Here is a 22,204-nt window from a genome sequence, read left to right on the forward strand (position 1 = left end):
TGTCGATCGTGCGCAGGAACCGCAGGAACTCGTCATGCCGATGCCGGGTGAAGCATTTGCCGATCACCTTGCCAGTCAACACGTCCAACGCCGCGAACAACGTTGTGGTGCCGTGCCGCTTGTAGTCATGCGTCATCGTGCCGGCCCGGCCAGGTTTGAGCGGCAGGCTGGGCTGCGTCCGGTCCAAGGCCTGGATCTGGCTTTTCTCATCCATGCACAACACGATCGCCTGGTCGGGCGGGTTCAGATACAGCCCGACCACATCAACAAGTTTCTCCTCGAACCGCTTGTCGGTCGACAGTTTGAACGTCTCTGTCAGGTGCGGCTTGAGTCCTCGCGCCGACCACACCCGCTGCACTGTGGCCGGGCTGACTCCGGCCGCCTTGGCCATCGCCCGGCACGACCACTGCGTGGCACCGGCCGGCAGGTGATGCAACGTCAAATCCACAATCCGATCGATGGTCTCCTGCGGGATCGTCGGTCTGCGGCCCCTGCCCGAGGCCACCTTGCCCATGTCCGACAAGCCGTGCTCGGCGAATTCGGCACGCCAGGCCAGCACCGTCGGCCGCGACACTCCCACCAGCACCGCGATGTCGTTGTTGGACACCCCATCAGCGGCATGCAACAACACCTGCGCCCGCTGCACCAGGCGATGCGCGGCCGTACGCGAGCGGGCCAACGACTCCAACACCTCACGCTGACCATCCAACAAAGACAACGGCGCAGCCGGCGGACGACTCATGGTCCGCAGCCTACCAAACCACAACTTATTTACGAGACATCACACTAGCGATCCTTATAGCGCCTTCGTCCGGGCCCGGCTTCAGGCCGAGGACATGATGAACTGGCAGTACCACAGCTTTGGGACATGGAAAGAGACAGACGTGACGGCGTTACTTCTGCGCCATGCCTCACCCGAGATCGAGGTCTACCCGTTTACGGGGCCGCAAGAAGGCAAACTCGGCGCTGATTGGCTGTGGTGGTGGATCGACCGGTCCAGGGACTGCTTCGGCCTGCTAAGCCAAGCAAAGTCATTGAAGAAGACGAAGAGTGGCCGGTACTCGCTCGACCTCCGGTACCAAGGGGCGACCGCCGGGCAGACGCAGACGACCCTGCTGCTGGACACCGCGGCCTTCCTCGGGGTGCCCGCGGCACATGTGCTGTACTGCGGCGATGCCGCCTTCCGTGCACAGCTCGAATGCGGCCGGGATCACCCGAGCGGCCATAGCTGTCGACAGCGCGACCGTGCTGGGGTATCGATCATCGCGTCACTCGCGGCGAACAACTACCGGCACAACCGCGACCACGCTGAGCTGACCTACTGCATGTCGATGCCGCTGGAAGAGGTCGCCAATCCACTGTCACCCGATGGCAACATCGTGGTCCCGTCGGGACGTGAGCTGCCCGACGAGGTGCGCCGGTTCCTGGCCAATCCGCAGTCAGGGGCGCGGCGGATCGCCAAGGCTCTACTCCGACCGGTAGCCCAGATCCGTATGGGTCAGTTCAGCCCGGCAGTGATGGATCGCGCCTTGGATCTTGACAGTGAGATGGCTTTCAGCAGGCTGCCAACTGATCGTGGCCACTTCGGGGAGCCCTACCTGCCGCATGTCCTGCGCGGGCTCCGCCGGGAGATCCCGGACTACGTCCTGAACCTTCGGCGGGGTGTCATGCCCGGTCCCGAGTTGACGGATCGCCTGGCGGGGATCGTCGTCGTCGAGCTTCCCGAAACAGGTGGCGAATACGGGTCCAGACCGCCTTTGCGCGTCCTGACTGCTGAAGCACCGAGCGGCGGTCCGATGATGCCGGCGGTAAGCGGAACCGTGCCTCCACAAACACCGCTGGGTTTCCCGGTCGCCGCTGCGCTAGTTCGACCTCAACGAAGCGATAGCCCACCGGCCAGCTGACGCCCGGCGCGTCGCTGGAACCGGACAGGCCGTCCACCGAGAATGAATAATGCTCAATTGCGCCCAGGAGGTAGACAGATCACGTGCCAACAACGCAGCCCGTGCTGACCTCGCTGCTGTCGCTCACACCAGGACCGGTGTCCTCAGCTGTGCAGTATGCGATCGGCGGCCAAGCCCTCTCGGCAGCTGACTTCGCCGCCGCGACCCACATTCTGGCCGATGACACGATGCGCCTCCGGTTGGGAGACGCGAGCGATGTTCTGACCAGTTGGCGTGATAAACGTGACGGCGGACCGGATCACACGCCGCTGCGCCGTCGGACGATCGAAGTGTACGCGCGAATCGGATTCGGGCTGCCCGGCAAACCCTCACACAAAGATCATCTTGAGGGGCACGTGGCTGAGCTCCTGTGGCATCGCCTGATGACGGAGCGGACGGTGTGTAGCGGTGGCCGGCAACTGGCCTACATACCACCGCTCAAGGCCGACACAACAGAACCAGGCGGGGACGGGCTGGCTGTCTACCGCATTGGCAATGGGACCTTGGTGTTCCGGTTGTGGGAGATCAAGAAGCACGATTCGAGCGCACGTATTTCGGCCACTATCCGCAGGGCAAGTGAGCAGCTCAAACTGCGGGGCGAGGAGTACTTGGCCAAGCTGGCGGCACCTGAAACGGTAGCCGACGACGAAGTCGCTGAACTCTTCAAAGAGGTCGTAGAACTGTGGCTCGATGGGAACGACCGCGGCGGAGTCGGGGTTTCGGTTGGGACCTCAGCGGCGCACGCGCCCAGCGGTCCGAACACCTTCGGATCGATATTGACCGCATTCCCGCATTACTCCGCGCCAGGGCAAACAGAGAGCATCGTCGTGGCAGTGCCTGACTTTCCCGCGTTCGCCATTAGGGTCAGGGAGATCGTGTGGAGCGGGCTCTAGGCATCGAGCTGCTTCGAGGCGCGCTGGCGGGCCGGAGCGAGATACCCACTGCCGAAGAACTACAGCGGCTACTCGGTGATGTCGAAGTCCAGTTGTTCCTCCAAGAAGAGGACCTACCCAACGAACTGCTAGAAGCTGCCTGGTATTTGCACGCAGTGGCGTCGGTCGACAGGGCACGCGAACGTTACACGCTGCACCGTCAGACTCAGGCATTCCTGGTCAGCGCTCACATCTTCGACCTCGCACTGAACCGAAGCGACTGGACCAAGGAACAGCGCCTATCGATTGGCTTCGCGAGCTCCATCGGATACCGGCGTGCAGACCGCGAACCCAACGCGACCGCCATCATGAACCGACTCAGGGATGACATCAGTATCGAGTCCCCCGTCGATGATCACCTTGAGACGCTTGCCCTTGAGGTGGGCGTCGCCTTTCTCGGCTACGAGACGCGCACGCTGCTTTCCTGGCTCACCACGTGGCGCAGGCAACTAGACGCCATCGCCAGGGCCATGCGCCGCGACGACTTGACCACTACTGCGTACGGCACGACGCACATGGTCGTGCTCGGCGCCGATGATCTGCTCGCGTTTCTGACCCGCGGGGAGCGATACCGACTCCAGCGTGCACGCACCCGCTTGAGGTCAGCAGCGGTCGGCGAAGCCGGGCCGGGAGAGCTCAACGCACGGTGGGTCGCTGCGCACCTGCTGGCGCTATCCGGAGAAGCCGAAGCCGGATCGGTATGGAACATGGATCTCGTGCCACCTGGGATACCGGACCTTGCCCGGCAAGCATTCACGCTTGGCAATCCACCCGTGCTGACCCTGTGGAGCCCGCAGCGCGAACTGCTAGCGGTGGAACCGTCCCCGTTCGATCGTGCCACACGCAGGATGGTGCTCGCGGTACCGACCAGCGGCGGCAAAACCCTTATGGCACAATTACTTACGGTCGCTCACCTAGCCAGCGGGAACACAAGCGTCTGTTATGTCGCCCCGACACGCAGCCTCGGCCGGGAAGTCAGGCGCTCGATGGCGAGCCGCGTTCGCCTGCTCCAGAAAGAGACCGGATACGACCAGCCTGACTACCCGACCCTGGATGACTTCATTTTTGGGTCGCTGGACGCACCGCCGGCCGATGTCGAAGTAATGACCCCGGAGCGGCTCCTGCACATGATGCGCCACGACATGGGCTCCGTACTTGAGACCTTCGGCATGTTCATCTTCGATGAAGCCCAGCTGATCAAAGAAAGCGGCCGCGGCTTTGCGCTCGAACAGGTCATCTCGGCGCTCCACTACGCCACCCGGGACAGCAACCACCGCATCGTGCTGATCTCTGCCGCAATGGGTAACGCCGGAGGCATCGCCGAGTGGATCAGCCCGCATACCCCGCCGGTCGTGTTCAAATCAGAATGGAGAGGTCCGCGACGCCTGTATGCGGCATTCTCCACCGAAGCAGATTGGGAAAGCACCCGGGCAGAGTCCATCCGGGGTCGAGCATGGCCATATCGGCTCGTCACTAGCCTTACCGGCTTAATACGCCTGCGCCTCTCTGATCGTCGAACGGCGCGCCTCGAAGTCACCGATACCGACTGGGTGATGGTGCGAAAGGCGAGGACCCCTGCGCTGAAGCAGAGCGGACTTGAAAAGGATCAAGGCCGGTCAACGCCGCTTTACCGGATCGCCAGCGAGATGATCACAGATCTGGGGCACGCCGGCCCGGTTCTAGTCGTCACAACTACACGAGATGACGCCCAGCGGCTGGCCCGGGGACTGGCTGACCAATTCGAGGAGGACCCGGCATTCGCGCCGCTGGCCGACTTCGTCCGAGTCCAGCTTGGTGACGAGCATCCACTCGTTGACGTCTTGCGGCGTGGAGTCGGCTACCACCACGCAGGACTACCCAGCGAAGTCCTAGAAGCCCTAGAAGATGCGGTCCGCGACAATGGATTGCCCTACCTCGCCTGCACATCGACCCTGACCGATGGCGTGAACCTTCCCGTACGGACGGTGGTCATCTACGACGCGAACTCAGCCTGGCAAGACGAGGAGGCCCAGCTACGAGGAGCTCGCCTCGTCAACGCGATGGGACGAGCCGGCCGAGCAGGCAAAGAAACCGAGGGCTGGATCGTCGTCGTACGGCCACAACCCGCAAGCAGCAACGACTTCCGCTTGCTTGACCCCACAGATGATGACCTTGCTGTGAACTCCTCGCTCGTGACCGAAAGTGCACTTGAGGAATTCGCTCAACTGGAGCAGCAACTCAGGCAAGGTCAGGACGCCATCTTTGACGCCGGATCAGGGGCAGCCACCGACTTCGTCGCCTTCGTCTGGTTCATGCTCACCGCCGAAGAAGATTCCGGCGCAGATCCAGAAGAGATCGACACAGACGAGATCGCCGACGCGACGCTGGCCAGCCACCAATCAGCGAACGCCGGCCGCAGATGCCGACGCATCGCCGCCGCCGTCCAAGAAGCCTATATAGCAACGGATTCAGACGCCCGGCGGCGCTGGGCACGGACCGGGACATCAGTAGGATCAGCGAAAACTATCGATAGCCTGGCCCGTCGCATCGTGAGAGCGATCCTAGACGCCGATTGGGAAGGAACGCTCGGACCGATCGACGATCCTGCATATGCCATCCGGTTTCTCCGGAACATCATCGACCGGCTACTAGCCCTTCCCGAGAACAGGAAGCCCTGGCGGCTCGGAGCAGGAAGACAAGGTACCGACGAGCAGACCGTCAAGCCCGCCGATCTACTAGTCGAGTGGATCGAAGGCGTCCCGCTCACCCAGCTCGCATCAAATCACCTGGGCCATATGGAGAACGGGGCAGACCGAATCGAGCTTCTGGTCAACACAGTGACCGAATACTTCGAGCACTATCTGGCATGGACCGTAGGAGCGCTCATCGAAATCGTCAACCGGCGCCTGGACGAACTTGAAAGCGAACTACGACTATGCCCCGAACTAGGCGGCTACATCCGCTACGGGGTCAGCGACCCGGGCGCCCTCATGCTGATGACATCAGGTATCCGCTCACGACGGCTGGCGCATGCAGTAGTTCGCGACACTCCAGCGGATCTGGAAGCCTCGCATGAACATCTGCGAAACTGGCTGGCAGGCATGGGTATCGCCGCATGGCGAGACCGGTATCAGGCCAGCGCATCGGAGGTCCTTGACCTTCTGGAATATACGCGGCTTCGCAGCCGGAGTCTGGTCAGATCACTGCTGGAAGCAGGGTCCGTCGAAGTTGACATCCCCGATCTATTGGAGTCCGAGTGGAGCGGAACCCTCAGTCTCGAACCGCTTCACGGCGAGCAGCATCCAGCACCGCTGATGGTGTACTCAGGGCGGACCGCCGTCGCTACCACTAGCCTTCATGATCATACTGATTTGATGTCAGTACTTGAAACCGGACTTGCGATAGACGTTGAAATCGACGACACAGAGATCCCAGCGCGCCTAACAATCAGCTTGGCGATCCGCTGACAAGACGTACAGCCAGGTACGAAACGCCGTCAACTGGCTGCTAATACGCTTTCAGTCACTGTCCTGGCAAGAGAGACCATTTCACTAGTGCTGCCAATTCCTGTTCGATCCGATTCACGGTCAGCCAAATACCGGGTGAGAGAGTCATAGTTTCGAGCCAAAGAATGCTTAATGGCAGCAGAATCAAAGGCAGACTCCAACGTGTCTGTAAGACGTGATTGATCAGTTTGGATGAGCTGTCTTGTTGTCGCGATAAGAGCGTCGAACTCAGGCCGAACAACCGTCTCAGCTGCAAACAATCCATGAGCAATGCGATTGCGGCGATCAATAGCTGACATTAGTAAGGTTTCATCGACATCCGGCCAGTCATCATGACTCGCGATGACGTCTACTAGATGCTGCAACGGTGACGGTGGGCAGACGAAAGCATCACCATATGCCGAAATGGTTTTATATAGAGCTGCCTCAAAAGCAGAGTATGCCAACATCATCGCCGCATCTGGATGGTGTTCAAAAAGCAGCTCAGCTTGAGAGCCGAACTCGGCAATCTCTTGCGTAAATGGAAGTCTTGCGACTGGAATTACAGCGATGTCTAGCCGAGCACCCGCCGCCTTCGCAGATTCTCGCACCTTCCGATTCAAGGCTGCATGAGACACTGGCTCTGCGTGATAAGTCTTGCATTGCACAAATATCTTTTTCGGGCCATTGATCAGCACGAGATCCGCGCCATCATCGTCGCCTGAGTCGAACGTATGATCGATACGGAAACCCTCAAGGAAGTACTTTCCGAGGACGCACTCCAGCAACTGGCGGTAGGCCAACCAACCATTGATCACTTGGTCACCACCGCAGTCGTCCAGTCCACTTCCGTGGTCACGTAGATGTGGAGAAACGGTCGGCGGAAGTCTAACTCGTCGTTGACGCCGCCAGGATCATCCTCGACGCGTTCAACCTCCGAAAGGTTAAAGGCACGGGTGATCGGCGCGTGGACCTGGCGGTCGTTGGCGTAGACGACGCCTTCAAGGGCATCCAGGATGTCCTTCTGGACGTTGGCGGGGTCTGGCCGTAAGACGAGGTAGAAGAGGGTTGCCGAGACTTGAACCCGGTCCAAAAACAGGCTGTGACCAGCGGCGGCCATCGCCTCTCGGCCCGCAGCCGCGATGAGCGCCTGCGCACGCCGACGCCGCGCTGGGTTCTTGTCCTGGCAGGAGACGAACAGTCCGCCGCGCACCACAAAGTGGACCGACGGCACCTGGCTGACCTCCCCGCGCGGACGTTCGTGACCACCTACTCTCGCCCACAAAACGATGGAGGTGCCGGACAGGCTGTGCGATCACCGGGAATAAAACCTCTGTCCAAGAGGTATCGCCGATTACCCCCATATGGGCCGTATCGCGTTTCGTGAACAGGACATCTGAGCAGATATCGTCCATGTTGTGGGTTACGAGGGGAAGCGCCTCCTGCGGGAGCGGCAGCGCCGTGAGGCGGCAATGAGCACTGCTCACGCTGCATAGGGTACCGATGCGGCAAGTTTATGAACTGGCCTGAACCAGACATGAGGCTCACAATGGCTGACATGGTCGTTGATCTGAACTGGGACCTACCGCCGCGCATGGCGCCTGCCCGTCACCCGATGCTGGTCCATGCACCTGCCCTCATCCCGGTGATCGACGCCAATCTGCTGCTAAGCCTCGCGTGTAGCGCCGCTCGATCCGGTAACAGGGAAAACCTCGTCACCGGGTTGCGGATGACAGGGCGGGCCTATCCTTTCGTCGGCGCGCACGTGCCAGGTGAACTGGCTGAGCATCTGCCCAGGGTGGCTACGCGGACGAAGGCGACACCGGCCGACGCGGAGTCGATCTTGTGGGGCCAGATCATGCCACATGTGCCTGTTGTCGATCTCGCTGTGCGAGACCTTTTGAGCCCGCGGGCACGGCAGATCATGAGCGAAGACGGCGACGTCGACGATGTCGAAACGATCGCACTGGCCGAACTGCTCGCGCCGGCCGTGATCCTGTCAACGGACAAGGTGTTCGCGAAGTTCGGGCACGCGGTCGCGGCGGTGAGGGCCATCGAGCACGCCACCGCGTTCTTGCGTGCTGCGGGGATCGAGGCTACTTACGCCGATGGCTTGGCGCTGCTCGGGACGGCGGCACATTTGGGCCTACACGGCTGCGGAGCGCTGGTTCAATCGGCGCGGAGGCACCCGTTGCTCGCAGGAGCAACGCTGGCAATTGTTCTCGCGGTGGCATACCGCTACCGGTGGCACAAGGCCGAGCGCTGGCGTGCGCTGGGTCAACATGTGGTGGACATGATCGCTCCAGCGATGGAGGTCGCGAACGCCTTCGCAGACCACTGGGATAAAGCGCGCAGCGCCCTGGTCATAGTGGAAACAGTCGGCGACCCGACGCTGGAACAACGATGCGCACGGCACCTGGCACGCTGCGGCAGGGCGCTCGATCCGAGCCAATTACGCGACGCGCTTGTCTCGTCCGGTTTCCGCGTATCCGCAGCAGCCTTGCGGCGCACGATGCAGAACCATCCTGCCTTCGTACGCCTTCCCGGCGACATCTACCAGCTCGGCCGACGCGCATCAACAGGAGACAGAAACCTTGTCATCGCTTGAGACCACCGAGTACCGCACCGCCACCGTATCCGTCCGGCCATCGCGAACGGCAGTCGGATACACCGCCGATCCGGTATGGATCGACACCGAGCGGCGGGCTCTGGCTTCGATGTCCGTCGTCTGGGGCGGTTCGAGCGGAGTCCTGATTCCGGTAGATCAGCAAGGACGGTGTGACGAGCTGCTGATGCCGCATCTGCGCAACTACGACCCCGACTACGTCCACCGGCATGTACGCACCTGGAATGACTTCGCCAGGCTCAAGCCAGAACTCATCGCCGCTCAGGCAGCGAAGTATCAAGGCGAGGATGAAGACCTGGAGCAAGCCAAGGGGCGTTTGATCTCTCTGGTCATGTCGGCTCGCCGCACTGCCGCGTGCGGAGATATGTCGAGCAGCCTGACAATGCCAGGCTGCCTGAGCGGATGATCTTCGGGCACATCGGGTGGTATGGGCGGTTGTGGTCGACTGGAGGCGATGACCTTGAGACCGTCAGGCACCCGTGACGGCAGTAGCGCCGAAATGCTGTAGGCGTACGGATCTGTTGTCACACCACGGTCTTCGTCAAGGCCGTCGACAACGAGTATGAGCTGCTTATCTTGGCGCGTACACCGGTCCGCTGCGCGCGAGAGCAGGTCCAGGAACATGATCTCGCCAGTGGACTCGGTAAACATGGGCATAGGCTCGCCGAGCAGCTGAGCTAACTGCGGCAGTACGTTATCGATAAAGGCGCTACGGTCATTTTGCCCTTTGTAGCGGGCGGTAATGAAAAAGGAGACGACCTCGGCATCCGCAGGCGGGTGCAGCACGAACCACGACAACAGCGCCGACTTTCCAGCCCATGCGGGTGCCTGCCAAAGTGCGAACGAGTTGGTCGCCGGTGTCGCGCAGAAGCTGGCGAGCTCGGCGTCTCGGTCGAATAACTCGGCCGGGGCGATTCGCGCGACCTGGAAGCGGTCGTAGTTCGACCGGGCCGGTCTGTGCGCAGATGGCCGCGGCAACGCCTGCTGGTCTTGGCTGCGCAGTAGAAGCTCACGCAGCTCCTCTATGCCAAGTCGTGTGGCGAGCACGCCGAAGTCGCCCGCGGATGCCACCTGGTAGATCGCCGAGATGATCGCCTCGTGCAATCGGCCGGTTAGCCACGGATATGACACGCCTCTTTGATCCAGATAGGATTCGCCGCCAGCAGCCTCCACCGGTTTAGCCAGTGAAGACAGCTGGTTTGACACTGCAGCGGCATCCACATCCGCAGATCCGCACCGTCCACAGCGGATACGGCTGGTGGCTCAGCGAAGCGCTCACGCAGCACCGCCTTGAGGCTCTCCCGGGCAGCATCATCCTGGATTTCCGAGAGAACATCCCGGACGGCTGCCGCGACAGCGCTACGAGCTTGCGGCGTGTGGCTCCTGCAGAAACGACGGCCCCGCCGCCGAGTTCCACCAACCATCCGACGATCGCCCCGCCCAGCAGGTCCACTAACACGACACCAGTATTCCAACATCCAGCAACTTCCTCGCTGTTCGATACCGTCATCGACGGGCCAGGACGGGCGTGCAGCGGCGGCGTCCGCGGGCACCAGATCCGGATGACATGGCGGCTGACGCATCCTTCACACCCGCGCCCGCAGCCGGGCGATTGCGGATCCGGCAGCCCGGTCGACCCGGACTGGATACCGTCCAGGGCCACGAACACTTCAGCTACCTTGCACGCTCGCAAGATAGCGTCTCAAATCATCATGATCGACTGGTGTCAGTTGTCGGGAACACGACCACCTGAGGCTTACCCCGGGAGGTGGACACCGGGTTTTATGCAGCCAGGGCCAGCATAGTGGTTGATGGTTTGGTTGGGTTCTCGTAGGCGGCCGGGCAGAGATAGCCCAGTGTGGAGTGCCGTCTTCTGTTGTTGTAGAAGGATATCCAGGCGAACACGTCGAGCCGGGCGCGTTGTGGCGTTGCCCAGCGAGCGCCGTGAGGCAGTTCCCTTTTCAGCGCGGCGAACCAGGACTCGGCCACAGCGTTGTCGGTGCTCGATCCGACAGCGCCCATCGAGCGGCGGATACCGTACGCGGCGCAGGCTTTCGTGAAACGCTGCGAGGTGTACTGCGACCCGTGGTCGGCGTGGAAGATGACGCCGTCGACCTGGCCGCCTCGGGCGGCGACCGCGTGACGCAGGGCGTCGATGACCAGCTCGGCGCGCATGTGCTCGGCCATCGAGTAACCGATCAGCCTGCGTGAGTACAGGTCGATCACCGTGGCCAGGAACATCCATGACCGGCCCACCCGCAGGTAGGTGATATCCCCACACCACTTCACGTTTGGCCGGTCAGCGGTGAAGTCGCCGGCCAGCAGATCGGCGGCCGGCACTGCGGTCTTGCCGGGGATCGTGGTCCGGTACCGGCGGCGCAGGTGCAGCCCGACGATGTCGTGGCGGCGCATCAACCGGGCGACCCGCTTGCGGTTGACGCTACGGCCCTGGTCGCGCAGCTCGGCATGGATCCGGGGCACGCCGTACGTCCCGGCCGAGGCTGCGTGCTCGGCCCGGATCACCGCCACCAGCTCGGCGTCAGCGGCTGCCCTGCTCGCTCGGGCCTCGGCGCCGGCCAGCCACTTGTAATAGGCAGACCGGTTCACGGCCAGTACCCGGCACAGCCGTTGCACACCGAAAGTGTTGCGGTGCTTGGAGATGAAGGCCCAACGGCAGGCATCTACTTCATCTCCTTGGCGAAAAACTGGGCCGCCTTACGCAGGATCTCCCGCTCCTGTTGCCATTCCCGCTCCGCCTTGCGCAGCCGGGCCAGTTCGGCCCGCTCGTCGCCACTGAGCCCGCCAGCCGACCCGTTGAGCGAGTCGGCCTCGTCCGCAGCTTTGATCCACTGCCGCAGTGTCTCGTGGTTGACCCCGATCCGGTCCGCGACCGCCTTCACGCTGGAACGATCCGACGCCCGGTACAACGCCACCGCGTCATGCCGGAACTCGTCGGAATACTTCGATCGACGTCCCACCTGGACATTCCCTTCCTGAACCAACAGGTCCAAGTTTCAGGGTGTCCACCTCAAAGGGCAAACCTCAACCAAAGTGAAAAATCGATGCTAGAACCATGAGACGGCAAGTGGCCGGCGATGGAGTTCAACTCGCTACTGGGCCGTGCTGGTGGATCATGTAGCCAGCGGTCCGCCGTTACTGACTGGTGTCGCGTTTCCGATCACGGCAACGCGACGCTACGGTGCCAGTATGTCGAGCGTCCGCATCATTGCATTTTCAGGCTCCTGCCCCGGCGTCTTCGGTAAAGGGCTCGGATGACCGAGCCGTCGAATCCATCCAAGGTCTTCAGCGATGAGCTACAGAACCTATTGAATGCAGCCGGTAGGCCGTCCTTGCGTTCCATTGCAGCCGACCTTGCTAAGGACTCAGCGGATGATCGAGCGAGCATTTCAACTCTCAGCGGCTGGTTCTCTGGCCGCTACCTGCCAAGTGGCACACACATGCTGCTGCGGCTTATTTCTTTGCTCGAGCATCGTGCCACGCGGCAGTCGGCCGATTACCAGTCACGCGGGACGGAGTGGTGGCTGCGCGTGCATGACGCAGCTCTACGGCACTCTCGGCGGCGCGAAAGACCGCTCTTCGCGCCGGGCCGACTTGGCAGACCGATTCATGCCTGCTCGCCCCTCGAGCTAGAGGTGCACCCGGCCATCCAGACCGACGAACCTGGTTTGGCGGGTGTCTTACCGCCGTACGTGGCTCGTGATCACGATGCCCAGCTCCGTGCAGCGGTGGCCGGGGCGGCGGCCGGGAATAGTCAACTCGCGGTGTTAGTAGGCGGTTCAGCGACCGGGAAAACCCGTGCGTGTTGGGAAGCCGTGCGGGGGTTGCCGGAGCGGTGGTGGCTGTGGCATCCATACAATCCGACACGGCCTGAGGCCTTGGCCCGGTCGATCGATGTGGTGGGTCCGCACACCGTCCTCTGGCTGAACGAGCTTCAGCACTACCTACTCAATCCAAACGCGATAAGTGGAGAGCGGATCGCGGCTGGACTGCGCGCCCTGCTATCCGATACTAACCGCGCACCTGTACTGGTACTAGGCACGATGTGGCCCGAGGTATGGCAGCAGCTGACAGCTATGCCGTCGCCAGGTCAGCCAGATCCTCATAGCCAAGCCCGGGAACTGCTCGCTGGCCGTGTCATCTTTGTTCCGGAGACGTTCTCCGAAGCGGAGCGGGCCAGAGTGCTCGCCGTCGGTGCCGACGCTCGACTTCGCGATGCCGCTCAGCACGGTGATAGGCGGATCACTCAATATCTTGCCGGTGCTCCCGAGCTCATGGCGCGTTATCGCGCTGCCACTCCCGAGACCAGGGCGGTGCTGCACGTTGCTATGGACGCGCGGCGGCTGGGCTCAATAGCGGTCGTCCCATACGGCCTGTTGGAGAGAGCCGTTCCCAGCTATCTCACGGACGATGAGTGGGCACGCAGTGATGCCGACTGGTTGGAAACTGCATTAGCCTATGCCGCACGACCGTCTCGTGGGACGCCAGGCTTGCTCGCCCGGGTGCAGCCGCGGCCAGGCGACCGGATCAGCGGACCCGCGTACCGGCTGGCCGATTACCTTGAGCAAGTGGGCGGAATCGAACGCGCCGGCGTGGTTCCGCCAGCCGCATTTTGGGACGCCGTCTCCAACACCATTACCGATATCGAGGGACTGCGCCGCCTTGGCTTCGAGGCGCAACGGCGCGGTCGATTCCAGCGGGCCTCCCAGATCTACCGTCAGGCGGCGGAACTCGGCGACGTGGTGGCTCTGCGCGAATTGGCCGTCTTGCAGCAGGGCGCCGGTAACTCGGACACCGCGCACGCGCTGGCCCGAGAGGCTGCGGAGCGGGGGGATCCCAGCGTACTTGGGACTTTAGCGCTGCTGCGGGCGCAGTCCGAGGACCGGCCAGGCGCGATGGCGCTGTACCACGAGGCAATTGACCGCGGCGACGACGCAGCTCGAGTGGCGCTGGCCAACTTGCTCGTCGAGTCAGGCGACAGGGACACAGCCGAACATCTATTTCGTGTGGCTGCTGACCTCGGTGACACATCCGCCCTAGGGAGCCTGGCGAAGCTGCTTGCCGCAGAACAGGACCTAAATGGGGCATTGGAGCTGGCCAACCTTGCCGCCGAACGCGGTGACGCATCTGGGTTTTCGGCGGTCGCTAAGCTACAGATGGAGGTCGGGGACTTTACCGAAGCGCGGTCCCTCGCCGAGCTAGCTGCTGAACACGGCGATTCAAGCGTCCTTATCAGCTTGGCACAAGCACATAGCGAAGCGGGCCAAGTTGACGCTGCCGAGCAACTGGCGTGGCAGGCCGCCCAACGCGATGAACCCGCTGCGCTGACCCTGCTGGCGGTTTTCCAGGCCAATGCAGGAGATTGGGCATCCGCATGGGATTTGGCAACTTGGGCGTCCGAGCGAGGCGACCGCACCGCTATGCGAACTGTAGCCCGCTGCATCGCCCGAGCCGGGCATGCTGACCACGCGATCAGGCTGTTGCGGGACACAGTCGACCGTGGCATTGGGAACATCCAGCTAGACCTGGCCGCACTGCGGTTGGAGATCGGCGACGTTGAGGGCGCTCATGCTGTCTATCGCGCTGCGGCCGCAAAAGGCGACGTCGAGGCGCTCCGAGCGCTGGCACGTATCCACGGTGAGGCAGGCGACCTTGACGCTGCGTTGGCATTCGCGAAGGAGGCGGTCGACCGCGGCAGTCCTGAGGCTTTGGCTGAGTTGGCCGATTGGTACGAGCGTATGGGGGACACGATGGGCGCTCAACGGATCCGTCGGTTCGGTCTCACCGACGATGGGATGCCAGCAACTGGAATCATATTTAGCCCAGTAGGCCCTGCCTTGATCGGCGAGCTGGTTCGAGTACGCGAACACGATCTGCAGCCGCAGCTAACGGCCAACCCCACCGACTGGGCACAACCGCTGGCCGAGCTAGTCCTGAACCTGGTAACAGGGCGAATCGACGACATAAGTCGACAGATGCTAGCGACCGCAGACCGGCACATCCAACGTGTGATTCAAGAGCAGCACAGCGTCTCCCTACGGCTGGAGCAGTTGATCCGCAACGGTGTCCAGGAAGCGATCCAGGGGCCTCCTCGGGTGAACTTTAACGGCTGGATCGGCGTAGACGTCCGCAACGCCGATGGCTCGATCCCGGTTTCGGCCAGTCGTACCTTCCGCGCAGGTTTCGGCCCTTTCAATCTGGTGGTCGCTGTTGGAGTCCAGCCGTCGTTGCCGCTGACCGAGCCGCTGGTTGTCACCGGCGGTGTCGATCGACGGAGGGTTCAGTTCGAGATCGAGGTAGATAGCGACCAACCTACGTTTCGCCGATCTGCAACTCCTGTGACCATTACCACCGCAGAGGGCAGCAAAGAGATCTCGTTCCGATACGAGACAGTGTCCCGTTGGTTCGCCAACCCGCCGTGGCTGTGGGTGCGCGTTAGCCAGGCCGGCCGCACTCTGCAGAGCATCGAGCTGATTCTTGCCTCAAGCAACGGCGCAACGGAGCACGCGTGACCGTAATCGCCAGAGTGGAGGTGTTGTCCCGGTCATTCGGCCCTGGGCAGGAGGTCCGCTTCGTCTTTCCTACTATCGACGCAACAGTGCACCTGCCGCTACCGGATAGCGCGGCACTTAACGCAGCGCGCACTCTTGCCGGTGACTACCTCGGGCGGGTTGTGGAACCCGTCGTGCGTCGGCGACCGACCCTGCGCCAGGCCGCGACCGCCCTTCGGATCCTGCTGCATAAGGGTCGAGAGCTCGCCCACTTGCTGACCCAGCTTGACCGCGATCGAGTGCTAAGGCTACAACATGCATTCCGGCAAGCGTGGCCGACGTGGGCTGCGGCTGACTGGGATCGCGAGCAGATACTGCCAACGGTCGAGTTTTTCTGCCACGATGGAGCATTGCCTCTGGAGATACTGCCGGTGTTCGACTTCGGACCGATGCCCGACATCCGCATCGACGACGATCTGCGTCGCGCCGCCGCACGATTCCTGGGCTTCAGCGCGGTAGTCCACCGCATAACGCGCGACTCTGTCACGGGCGATCACACGCTGCGTAGCGATCCACTACTGCCAGTGCAGTTCTTCCGACACCGTCCTCGGTTCGGTGGCCACCGACATCCCGGCCTGCTAGGGCATCTGACCGAGGCAGTACGCCTGGAGGGGCCGTGGCCTGTCTCGGAGAGCAAGGCGGCCTTCCGCCAGGCCTTGGTGAACGCGCTCTATCATGGACGGTCGTTGGACGGCGGGGAGCCTGGGGATCCACCTGTGCAAATCCAGCACTTCGCCTGCCACTGCGACACCACGGGTCGACACGACGAGTACATGCTGACGTTAAGCACGCGGCGAAGGCAGAAGCGGACCATCACGCTTGGCGAATTGAGCGCGGAATACGACGACCGTTTCTATCAGGCACAGCATGCTGCTCAATCACGCGCGGTTATAGTGCTCGATGCTTGCGCGTCCTCGCGAACCAACCCGACCACTGCGCTGTCGTTTCCGCGGTGGTTTCTCAGCTACGGGCACCGGGCCTTCATCGGCACCGAGACCAAGGTGCCCGATGCGGTAGCGGCGGCGTTTACAGACGCCCTGTACGGCCGACTCCTCCAGGGTGCGCACCCCCTAGGTGCGGTTGTTGTTCACGCTCGGCGCGACCTGATGCGCGACACCCGCAATCCGTTGGGCATTCTGTACGTCATCTATGGCGATGTGGAGTTGATGGTTGATCGGAGGCGGCCAGATGTATACCGGGGCTCACGTGGATTGACGTAACAGGCGATTGCCAACTTCGTCGAGCATCGGAACTAGAAAGACCGCACCAGTCAGCACCACCCCGCCGACGGTCGCATTCAGCTGGATCAGTGCGGCGACGTTAGGACTGGTGCCAACCGTCCAGCATAAGTAGGCCGCAGCGGCCAGGAAGTAGAAGTGAGGCAACGGCCGCTCGTCTGGCTCGGCGCGCTGGGCGGCGAGCCATAAATAAAGAACGGTGCCCACCAGGCCGACCACAAGTGCCGCGACCAGCATTTTGTTGTGTTCGGCGCCTAGCGCTGCGGCGACCGGCACGAAGAATGCAAGCGTCTCTGCTGGAACGTACTTGGCCAAGCGTACCGAGAACTGATCACCGCCGATCGCCTCCTCTTGGGCATTGCGGAAACGGGCTGGTGGCACCACCGTACGAGGCACTGTATTCCTCCTGACACGACGTCTCGAAGTGAGGCTTACCGTTAAGTTGGACACCGGGTTTATGCGGTTAGGGCCAGCATAGCGGTTGAGGGTAGGCGGTTCTTGTCGGCGGCTGGGCGTAGGTAGCTCAGCGTGGAGTGGCGTCTTTTGTTGTTGTAGAAGGAGATCCAGCCTAAGACGTACAGGCGTGATCAGGCGGGCGCGTTGCGGTGTGGCCCATCGAGCCGTGGGTGATTGGGCTCTGGAATCGTCCTCAGAGTGGCTCGCCGAAATTCCCCATTTTGGGCGGGTTGAATGTGTTGCCTGGGGAAGACTTGGTGATTGCGCTAGTACGCGCCTGCGGAGGTGACCAAGACGAGGCGCAGCGGTGGGCAGCTGCCCGGCGGCGTATCGCCGCGGCCACACCGCCGTCGCCTGCCGCACCTGCCGACGCGGGAGGACGCGACAGGGACAACGACGTGCTGAGGGCTCGCCTTGAGGGCTCGTACAGGAGCTTGTCCAACCCGCAACGAGATATTGATCGCTAGTGCGGGGAGCGCGATCCCCTCCGTATCCCGAGAACCCACGCCGAACGAACAGTCGCGCGCCGGTGGCGCTTCGCGTGCCGCGATCTTCCTCCGTTGCTTCGCATTGACCAAGCGTGACCGGACAAGCAAGAACGTGGTGACGTTCTCCGAACGGGCCGGGGAGGTGCTGCGTGAGATCAACGCAGCGATGGTCGAGTCCGACGCAGCGTGGCCGCGCAAATATGTCGACGAGACGGAGAAGCTCAAGACGTCAATACCCGCGTTTCTTGGCCGATCGCAACGAGCTTGCTGCCGATGCGTCGCATCCAGCCTGAACAACGCGGGCCAACGCCCTCGTCACAGCACCCGGCAATTCCAAGCCCGACAAGCCCACAGTTAATTTCCCAGCAATTTTGATGCCCGGATCTGCCGCAAACCGAGCGTTGAAGTCCGCTCGGCTGTCGATGATCGGTACAGTTTGGGCCAGTTGATCGGTCAACTCGGCAACAAGGGCTTGATGTTTGTCGCTCGTTTCACATGGATGCTCTATTCGGATAGTGCTTGGCCCTGTCTGGAACCGTTATGTATCAGACGATCTGGACGGTTGTGCCGGTGGTCGGGTAAGTGCGCTCGACGATGCTCAGGATGTGAGGTCGTGGTCGTGGGGCCAGATGATGGAGTCGTCGGTGCGGATCCCGGTTAGGTTGGCGCCGGTCAGGTTTGTGTCGGTGAGATTGGCGCCGCGCAGGTCAGCGTTGCTGAGGTCGGCGCCGCTGAGATCGGCTTGCTGGAGATGGGCGTGTCTGAGGTCGGCGCCGACCAGGCTTGCTTGATTCAGGTTGGCCAGCCGCAGGTCGCAGTTTTTGAAGCCGCTGCGGTCGAGGACGGCGCCGCGCAGCCAGGCGCGGGCGAGGTTGGCGTGGTTGAAGTTGCTGTTGGTGAACTGGGAGCCGTCGTTGACTTGGAGGCTGCGTAGGTCCGTTCGTGCAAGATATAGCCGCGCCGCGTTCGGGTCGACCAGTCTGCGTGAGAGCACGTTCATGGCGGCTTGTACGTCCGGTTTGCGCACTCGCAGCCACGGCACTTTCCGGTCGACGGTTTCGGTGGGATGCGGCTCAGGCGAGCCTGCCGTGGTGTCTGGCCATGGTGAGCGGTGGCGGATGAACGCACCGAGCATGAACATGATCGTGACTCGTTCGTCCGGTGTGGTTCGGGCGATGCGTTCCAAGGCGTAAAGGCCGCCGATGCGTACGTCGAGTTTGTCGTCTCCGATCTGGTCGACGGCGTGGCTGAACTGTTGGGTGACGTGGACGTCTCGGCTGATGTGGACTTGTCGCCAGGTGGCGATCGCACCCATGATGATCACGATGCCGGCCAGTGCTTGCAGGAGCATGGTCCGTAGGCTGTTCTGAAGTTGTCCCTGCGCCTGCTGTAGCTCGATGCGGCGCTGCACGTCGGTGATCAGGGCGAAATCGGGGCCTGCCAGGTTGGGATACGCCCAGGTGGGAAAGTAAACGAGCAGGATGGTTGCCGCGGCTACGCCAATCACCGAGGCTGCCAGGACACGCCACCTTGCCGTCCGGCCGGTTTTGAGAATCACTCCAATGTTGTACCGGCTTTCCGCACCCCGGCCATCGGATGTGTTGGCACAACGACACCCGGGCATCTTCTGTAGTCGACGGGGTGGGTTGGTTTAGGTGTGGCGGGGGTCGAGGGTCGGGTGGCCGTGTACGTAACTGGTGGGTGGTAGTGGCACCAGTTGCGCCGCTTGGGTGTTTTTGCGTGTGCTTCCCAGTCCGAGGCCGACTCGTTGCAGTGTGGGGTGTGTGCGCAGGACGGTGATGTCGGCTGGGTGGAGGTGGCCCATGTCGGCCAGCATCAGGTCGGTCAAGGCTGGCGCCGTCAGTAGCGGGGTCAGGTCGGTCAGGCCTTTCATCGTCTCCAGGTGGATGCGTTGCAGTTGGGTGCACGCGTGTAGTGGCGGCAGCTGGGTGATGTGGCGGATGGCTTGCAGGAACAGGTGTTGCAGGGTGTCGAGCCGTCCGATGGCGGAGATGTCGTGTAGGCCGCGGATCTGCCACAGTTCGAGGTATTGCGGCCGGCCGATTTGAGGAAGCAGGTCGAGGTTGTGGGTGCCGCCGAGTTTGATGTCGAGCGCCAGCAGTTGTCGTAACGGGGTCAGAATGGTCAAGTCGGGTAGCGTGACAGACCGCAACGTGAGGCTGGTAAGGCTTTGCAGGCCGGAGATGACCTCGATGTCTTTGGTGTGACCTTCCAGGGTGAGGCGCCGCAGGTGGCCGAAGCGCTGCAGCGGCGCCAGCGACAGGCGTTTCTTGGTGGCGCCCAAACCGAGGTGGAAGACGTCATCGGGCAGATACCCGAGCCCTTCGATGTCGGCCAGCCCGTAGGCGTCAGCCTCGAACGCGCGCTGGTTCGGGAAGAAGCGCAGGAAGTCCAGGTTGGTGATGGGCGGGTCGCCACCGCCGAAGTAGGCGCGCAGGATGACTTTCGGATAGTCGGCCAGCCACTGCCCGAGAGTTGCGTAGTCGGCGTCGGTCAAGCCGCTGGAGAATTGGACCGTACCAAGCGGGTCCATCGGAGCAAGCATGTCCTCGGTCAACGGCGAGGACACGTCACGAAGCCACTGCAGCGGCGAGGTGATCGTCACCCCGCCGATGATGCCCGACGTCCCATCATCGCGTCGGCCCGGGCTGGGCGTAGCGCTGGCAATTGACGCTCGGACATGGGATGGCATGACTGCCGGATACACGCCTACCTCAGCGGAGCGGGCCGGGATCAGCTTCGCTGAGCTGCCTTTGCGTGACAACATGCGCGGATCTGCCGCTGGTGGTGCGTGAGTGGGAGTGAGGTCGGGCGAGTCGTCTGATTCCAGGTGATCGTCGAGGCATGACGGTCGTCAATGAGATCATGCAGGATGGCGAGAGTAGGCTCCTGGAGATAGCCGTGGCCGCGCACCTGTCGCGGTATCAGGGCGAGTCCCGTACCCATACCCAGTCGGATCTTCAGGTGTTCTTGCGCTGGTGCGCCGAGCGGCAGCTGGATCCGCTTCAAGTCAGACGTGTCGACATCGAATTATTCCTGCGCTGGCTACAGGAGACCCGTCGGTTCAAGCCGTCCACGGTGTCTCGGCGGTTGTCGGTGGTGACCTGCTTCTACCGCACGTGCGTCATCGACACCGTCCTTGCCACCTCACCAGCTGCTTACGTCCGCCGGCCCAGCGTTCCAGCGGAATCCCCCACCTTGGGACTGTCGCATCTGCAGTTCGAGGCGATGATCGTGGCAGCCCGAACCTCCACCAACCGCTGCGACTACGCGTTGGTGGCGATGCTCGGCCTTCTCGGGCTGCGGATCTTCGAAGCCTGCCAGGCCGATATCGCCGATCTGGGTGAGGAACACGGCCACCGTGTCCTGCGCGTTTTTGGCAAGGGCAACAAGACCATCCGGGTGCCTTTACCGCCGGCGGTCGGTCGGGCCATCGACCGCGCCGTTGGTGATCGGACCAGCGGACCGATCCTGCTCAATGTGCGTGGGAGGCGCATGGATCGGCATGCGGCGACTCGCCGGTTGCGTCATCTTGCTGCGGCGTCGGGGGTGCGGATCGCCCGGATGCATCCGCATATGCTGCGCCATACGTACGTGACCACCATGCTCGATGCCGGGGTCAGCCTGCGTGACGCGCAGATCGCCGCACGGCACGCCGACCCGCGGACCACCATGCGCTACGACCGGGCACGCAAGAACCTCGACCGGCACGCCAACTACATCCTGGCCGCCTTCATGGCCTCCGGCACATGATCAACAGTCAGCACGCGGTCACGACCGTCTAACGTGGACCAGCATTCGGCCGAGGCCGAGTAGTGTGTGCACCGCGCGCTCAAGGCGGTGTAATAGGCGTTCATTGGGGCCGAGCTTCGAGCAGACGTGCGCGCCGCCATCGAGGAGCCGCTGAAACGTGACGAGCCAGCCGACGCGGCGAATCGTCGTGTTTACACCGACGCTGGTCAAGATTACGCGTCAGAGGACTTCCTTGGTTATTGGGAGTCGTGCGGCGTCGCGGACGTTGCGCTCGAGGCCGCCCGGCTCGCCTGGTCGAAGGTGCCCAACATGATCCGCGACGAACTGGTCGAGATCGTCCACCGAGGCAACGGCACGGAATCCTGAACCGGATCATGAGATCCGCGAAGGAAGGTGAGCGTCGTGGCCGGTCGGTTGAGCGTTCTGGCGTGCCGCCTCGACCGGCTGGGCATATCAGCTGTGTCGGTTTATGCCGACGGTGGCGGTGCCGTTGCCGTCCCAATCGCCGACGATCGGTGAGTCCGTGGCTGCGTTGCCGTATCCGAAGGACATGGATGCCCAACCGCCGCTGTTGTCGTTGCGTAGGTGCCATTGCCATTCGCCGTTGACGTTGCGCACGATGCCCGGGGTCATGTTGCCGTTGCCGTCCCAGTCTCCGGTGATAGGCCGGTCGGTGACGGCGTTGCCGTAGCCGAAGACCACGTCCGTGTTGCC

Annotated in this window: 16 protein-coding genes and 1 pseudogene; 8 read left to right on the plus strand and 9 right to left on the minus strand. The window is 62.5% G+C overall.

All coding sequences use genetic code 11. The features are described from left to right. Window positions 1-742, minus strand: a 742-nt coding sequence (locus DM816_RS26830; RefSeq protein WP_117213188.1) for an IS630 family transposase, incomplete at its 3' end; no start/stop codon positions are given. Window positions 743-836: 94 nt separating this feature from the next. Here DM816_RS26830 and DM816_RS26835 point away from each other — a divergent pair. The 3 genes from DM816_RS26835 to DM816_RS26845 all read left to right on the plus strand — a co-directional run bounded on the left by DM816_RS26835 (window position 837) and on the right by DM816_RS26845 (window position 6,321). Continuing rightward, window positions 837-1,904: a hypothetical protein gene (locus tag DM816_RS26835; RefSeq protein WP_162907873.1), complete on the plus strand. Its 1,068-nt coding sequence runs from the start codon at window positions 837-839 to the stop codon at window positions 1,902-1,904. A gap of 101 nt (window positions 1,905-2,005) precedes the next feature. Beyond that, complete coding sequence (locus tag DM816_RS26840) at window positions 2,006-2,836, plus strand: hypothetical protein (protein WP_211588865.1); 831 nt, start codon at window positions 2,006-2,008, stop codon at window positions 2,834-2,836. Continuing rightward, window positions 2,821-6,321 (plus strand): DEAD/DEAH box helicase, encoded by a 3,501-nt coding sequence (locus DM816_RS26845; RefSeq protein WP_117213178.1) that lies wholly within the window; start codon window positions 2,821-2,823, stop codon window positions 6,319-6,321. Before DM816_RS26840 ends, DM816_RS26845 begins: the two co-directional genes overlap by 16 nt. A 29-nt stretch (window positions 6,322-6,350) precedes the next feature. On the opposite strand, the gene DM816_RS42925 is transcribed toward DM816_RS26845, so the two are convergent. Continuing rightward, the gene (locus DM816_RS42925; protein ID WP_162907874.1) at window positions 6,351-7,157 is read right to left on the minus strand and encodes a hypothetical protein; all 807 of its coding nucleotides are present in this window, start codon (window positions 7,155-7,157) and stop codon (window positions 6,351-6,353) included. Then, on the minus strand, window positions 7,154-7,573 hold the full coding sequence (locus DM816_RS26850) for a RusA family crossover junction endodeoxyribonuclease (RefSeq protein ID WP_117213179.1): 420 nt from the start codon (window positions 7,571-7,573) through the stop codon (window positions 7,154-7,156). The genes DM816_RS42925 and DM816_RS26850 overlap by 4 nt, the downstream gene beginning before the upstream one ends. A 324-nt stretch (window positions 7,574-7,897) precedes the next feature. Between DM816_RS26850 and DM816_RS26855 the strand changes: the two genes are divergently transcribed. Continuing rightward, window positions 7,898-8,947 carry a PIN domain-containing protein gene (locus DM816_RS26855; protein ID WP_162907875.1) on the plus strand — a complete coding sequence of 350 codons (1,050 nt, stop codon included), beginning with the start codon at window positions 7,898-7,900 and terminating at the stop codon, window positions 8,945-8,947. Window positions 8,948-9,241: 294 nt separating this feature from the next. On the opposite strand, the gene DM816_RS26860 is transcribed toward DM816_RS26855, so the two are convergent. Both DM816_RS26860 and DM816_RS26865 read right to left on the minus strand, forming a co-directional pair. After that, the gene (locus DM816_RS26860) at window positions 9,242-10,171 is read right to left on the minus strand and encodes a P-loop domain-containing protein (protein ID WP_162907876.1); all 930 of its coding nucleotides are present in this window, start codon (window positions 10,169-10,171) and stop codon (window positions 9,242-9,244) included. A 576-nt stretch (window positions 10,172-10,747) separates the two neighbouring features. Beyond that, window positions 10,748-11,943, minus strand: a protein-coding gene (locus DM816_RS26865) for an IS3 family transposase (protein WP_246002268.1) whose coding sequence is annotated in 2 segments (ribosomal slippage) — window positions 10,748-11,662 and window positions 11,665-11,943 — 1,194 coding nt in all. Because the reading frame shifts where the segments join, the coding sequence is not laid out codon by codon here. 918 nt (window positions 11,944-12,861) lie between these two features. On the opposite strand from DM816_RS26865, the gene DM816_RS26870 reads away from it, so the two are divergent. Both DM816_RS26870 and DM816_RS26875 read left to right on the plus strand, forming a co-directional pair. Continuing rightward, window positions 12,862-15,495, plus strand: coding sequence for a tetratricopeptide repeat protein (locus DM816_RS26870; protein ID WP_162907877.1), 2,634 nt, complete (start codon window positions 12,862-12,864; stop codon window positions 15,493-15,495). Next, complete coding sequence (locus DM816_RS26875; protein ID WP_117213183.1) at window positions 15,492-16,754, plus strand: CHAT domain-containing protein; 1,263 nt, start codon at window positions 15,492-15,494, stop codon at window positions 16,752-16,754. Before DM816_RS26870 ends, DM816_RS26875 begins: the two co-directional genes overlap by 4 nt. Here the strand turns inward: DM816_RS26875 and DM816_RS26880 are convergent. The 3 genes from DM816_RS26880 to DM816_RS26890 form a co-directional block, all read right to left on the minus strand. After that, window positions 16,737-17,156, minus strand: coding sequence for a hypothetical protein (locus tag DM816_RS26880; RefSeq protein WP_117213184.1), 420 nt, complete (start codon window positions 17,154-17,156; stop codon window positions 16,737-16,739). The two genes, DM816_RS26875 and DM816_RS26880, sit on opposite strands and share 18 nt — an antisense overlap. Window positions 17,157-18,314: 1,158 nt before the next feature. Continuing rightward, the gene (locus DM816_RS44680) at window positions 18,315-19,274 is read right to left on the minus strand and encodes a pentapeptide repeat-containing protein (protein WP_162907878.1); all 960 of its coding nucleotides are present in this window, start codon (window positions 19,272-19,274) and stop codon (window positions 18,315-18,317) included. A gap of 93 nt (window positions 19,275-19,367) precedes the next feature. Beyond that, window positions 19,368-20,342: a hypothetical protein gene (locus DM816_RS26890; protein WP_117213186.1), complete on the minus strand. Its 975-nt coding sequence runs from the start codon at window positions 20,340-20,342 to the stop codon at window positions 19,368-19,370. Between the two features lie 296 nt (window positions 20,343-20,638). Between DM816_RS26890 and DM816_RS26895 the strand changes: the two genes are divergently transcribed. Beyond that, the gene (locus DM816_RS26895) at window positions 20,639-21,490 is read left to right on the plus strand and encodes a tyrosine-type recombinase/integrase (protein WP_211588866.1); all 852 of its coding nucleotides are present in this window, start codon (window positions 20,639-20,641) and stop codon (window positions 21,488-21,490) included. 126 nt (window positions 21,491-21,616) lie between these two features. Next, entirely contained in the window at window positions 21,617-21,856 is a 240-nt protein-coding gene (locus tag DM816_RS26900; protein WP_117213187.1) for a hypothetical protein, read from the plus strand. An 87-nt stretch (window positions 21,857-21,943) separates the two neighbouring features. Here the strand turns inward: DM816_RS26900 and DM816_RS26905 are convergent. Further along, window positions 21,944-22,204: pseudogene (locus DM816_RS26905) on the minus strand (hypothetical protein); the annotation flags it as partial.

This window comes from Allorhizocola rhizosphaerae (genome assembly GCF_003426775.1).
Taxonomy (GTDB): Bacteria; Actinomycetota; Actinomycetes; order Mycobacteriales; family Micromonosporaceae; genus Allorhizocola; species Allorhizocola rhizosphaerae.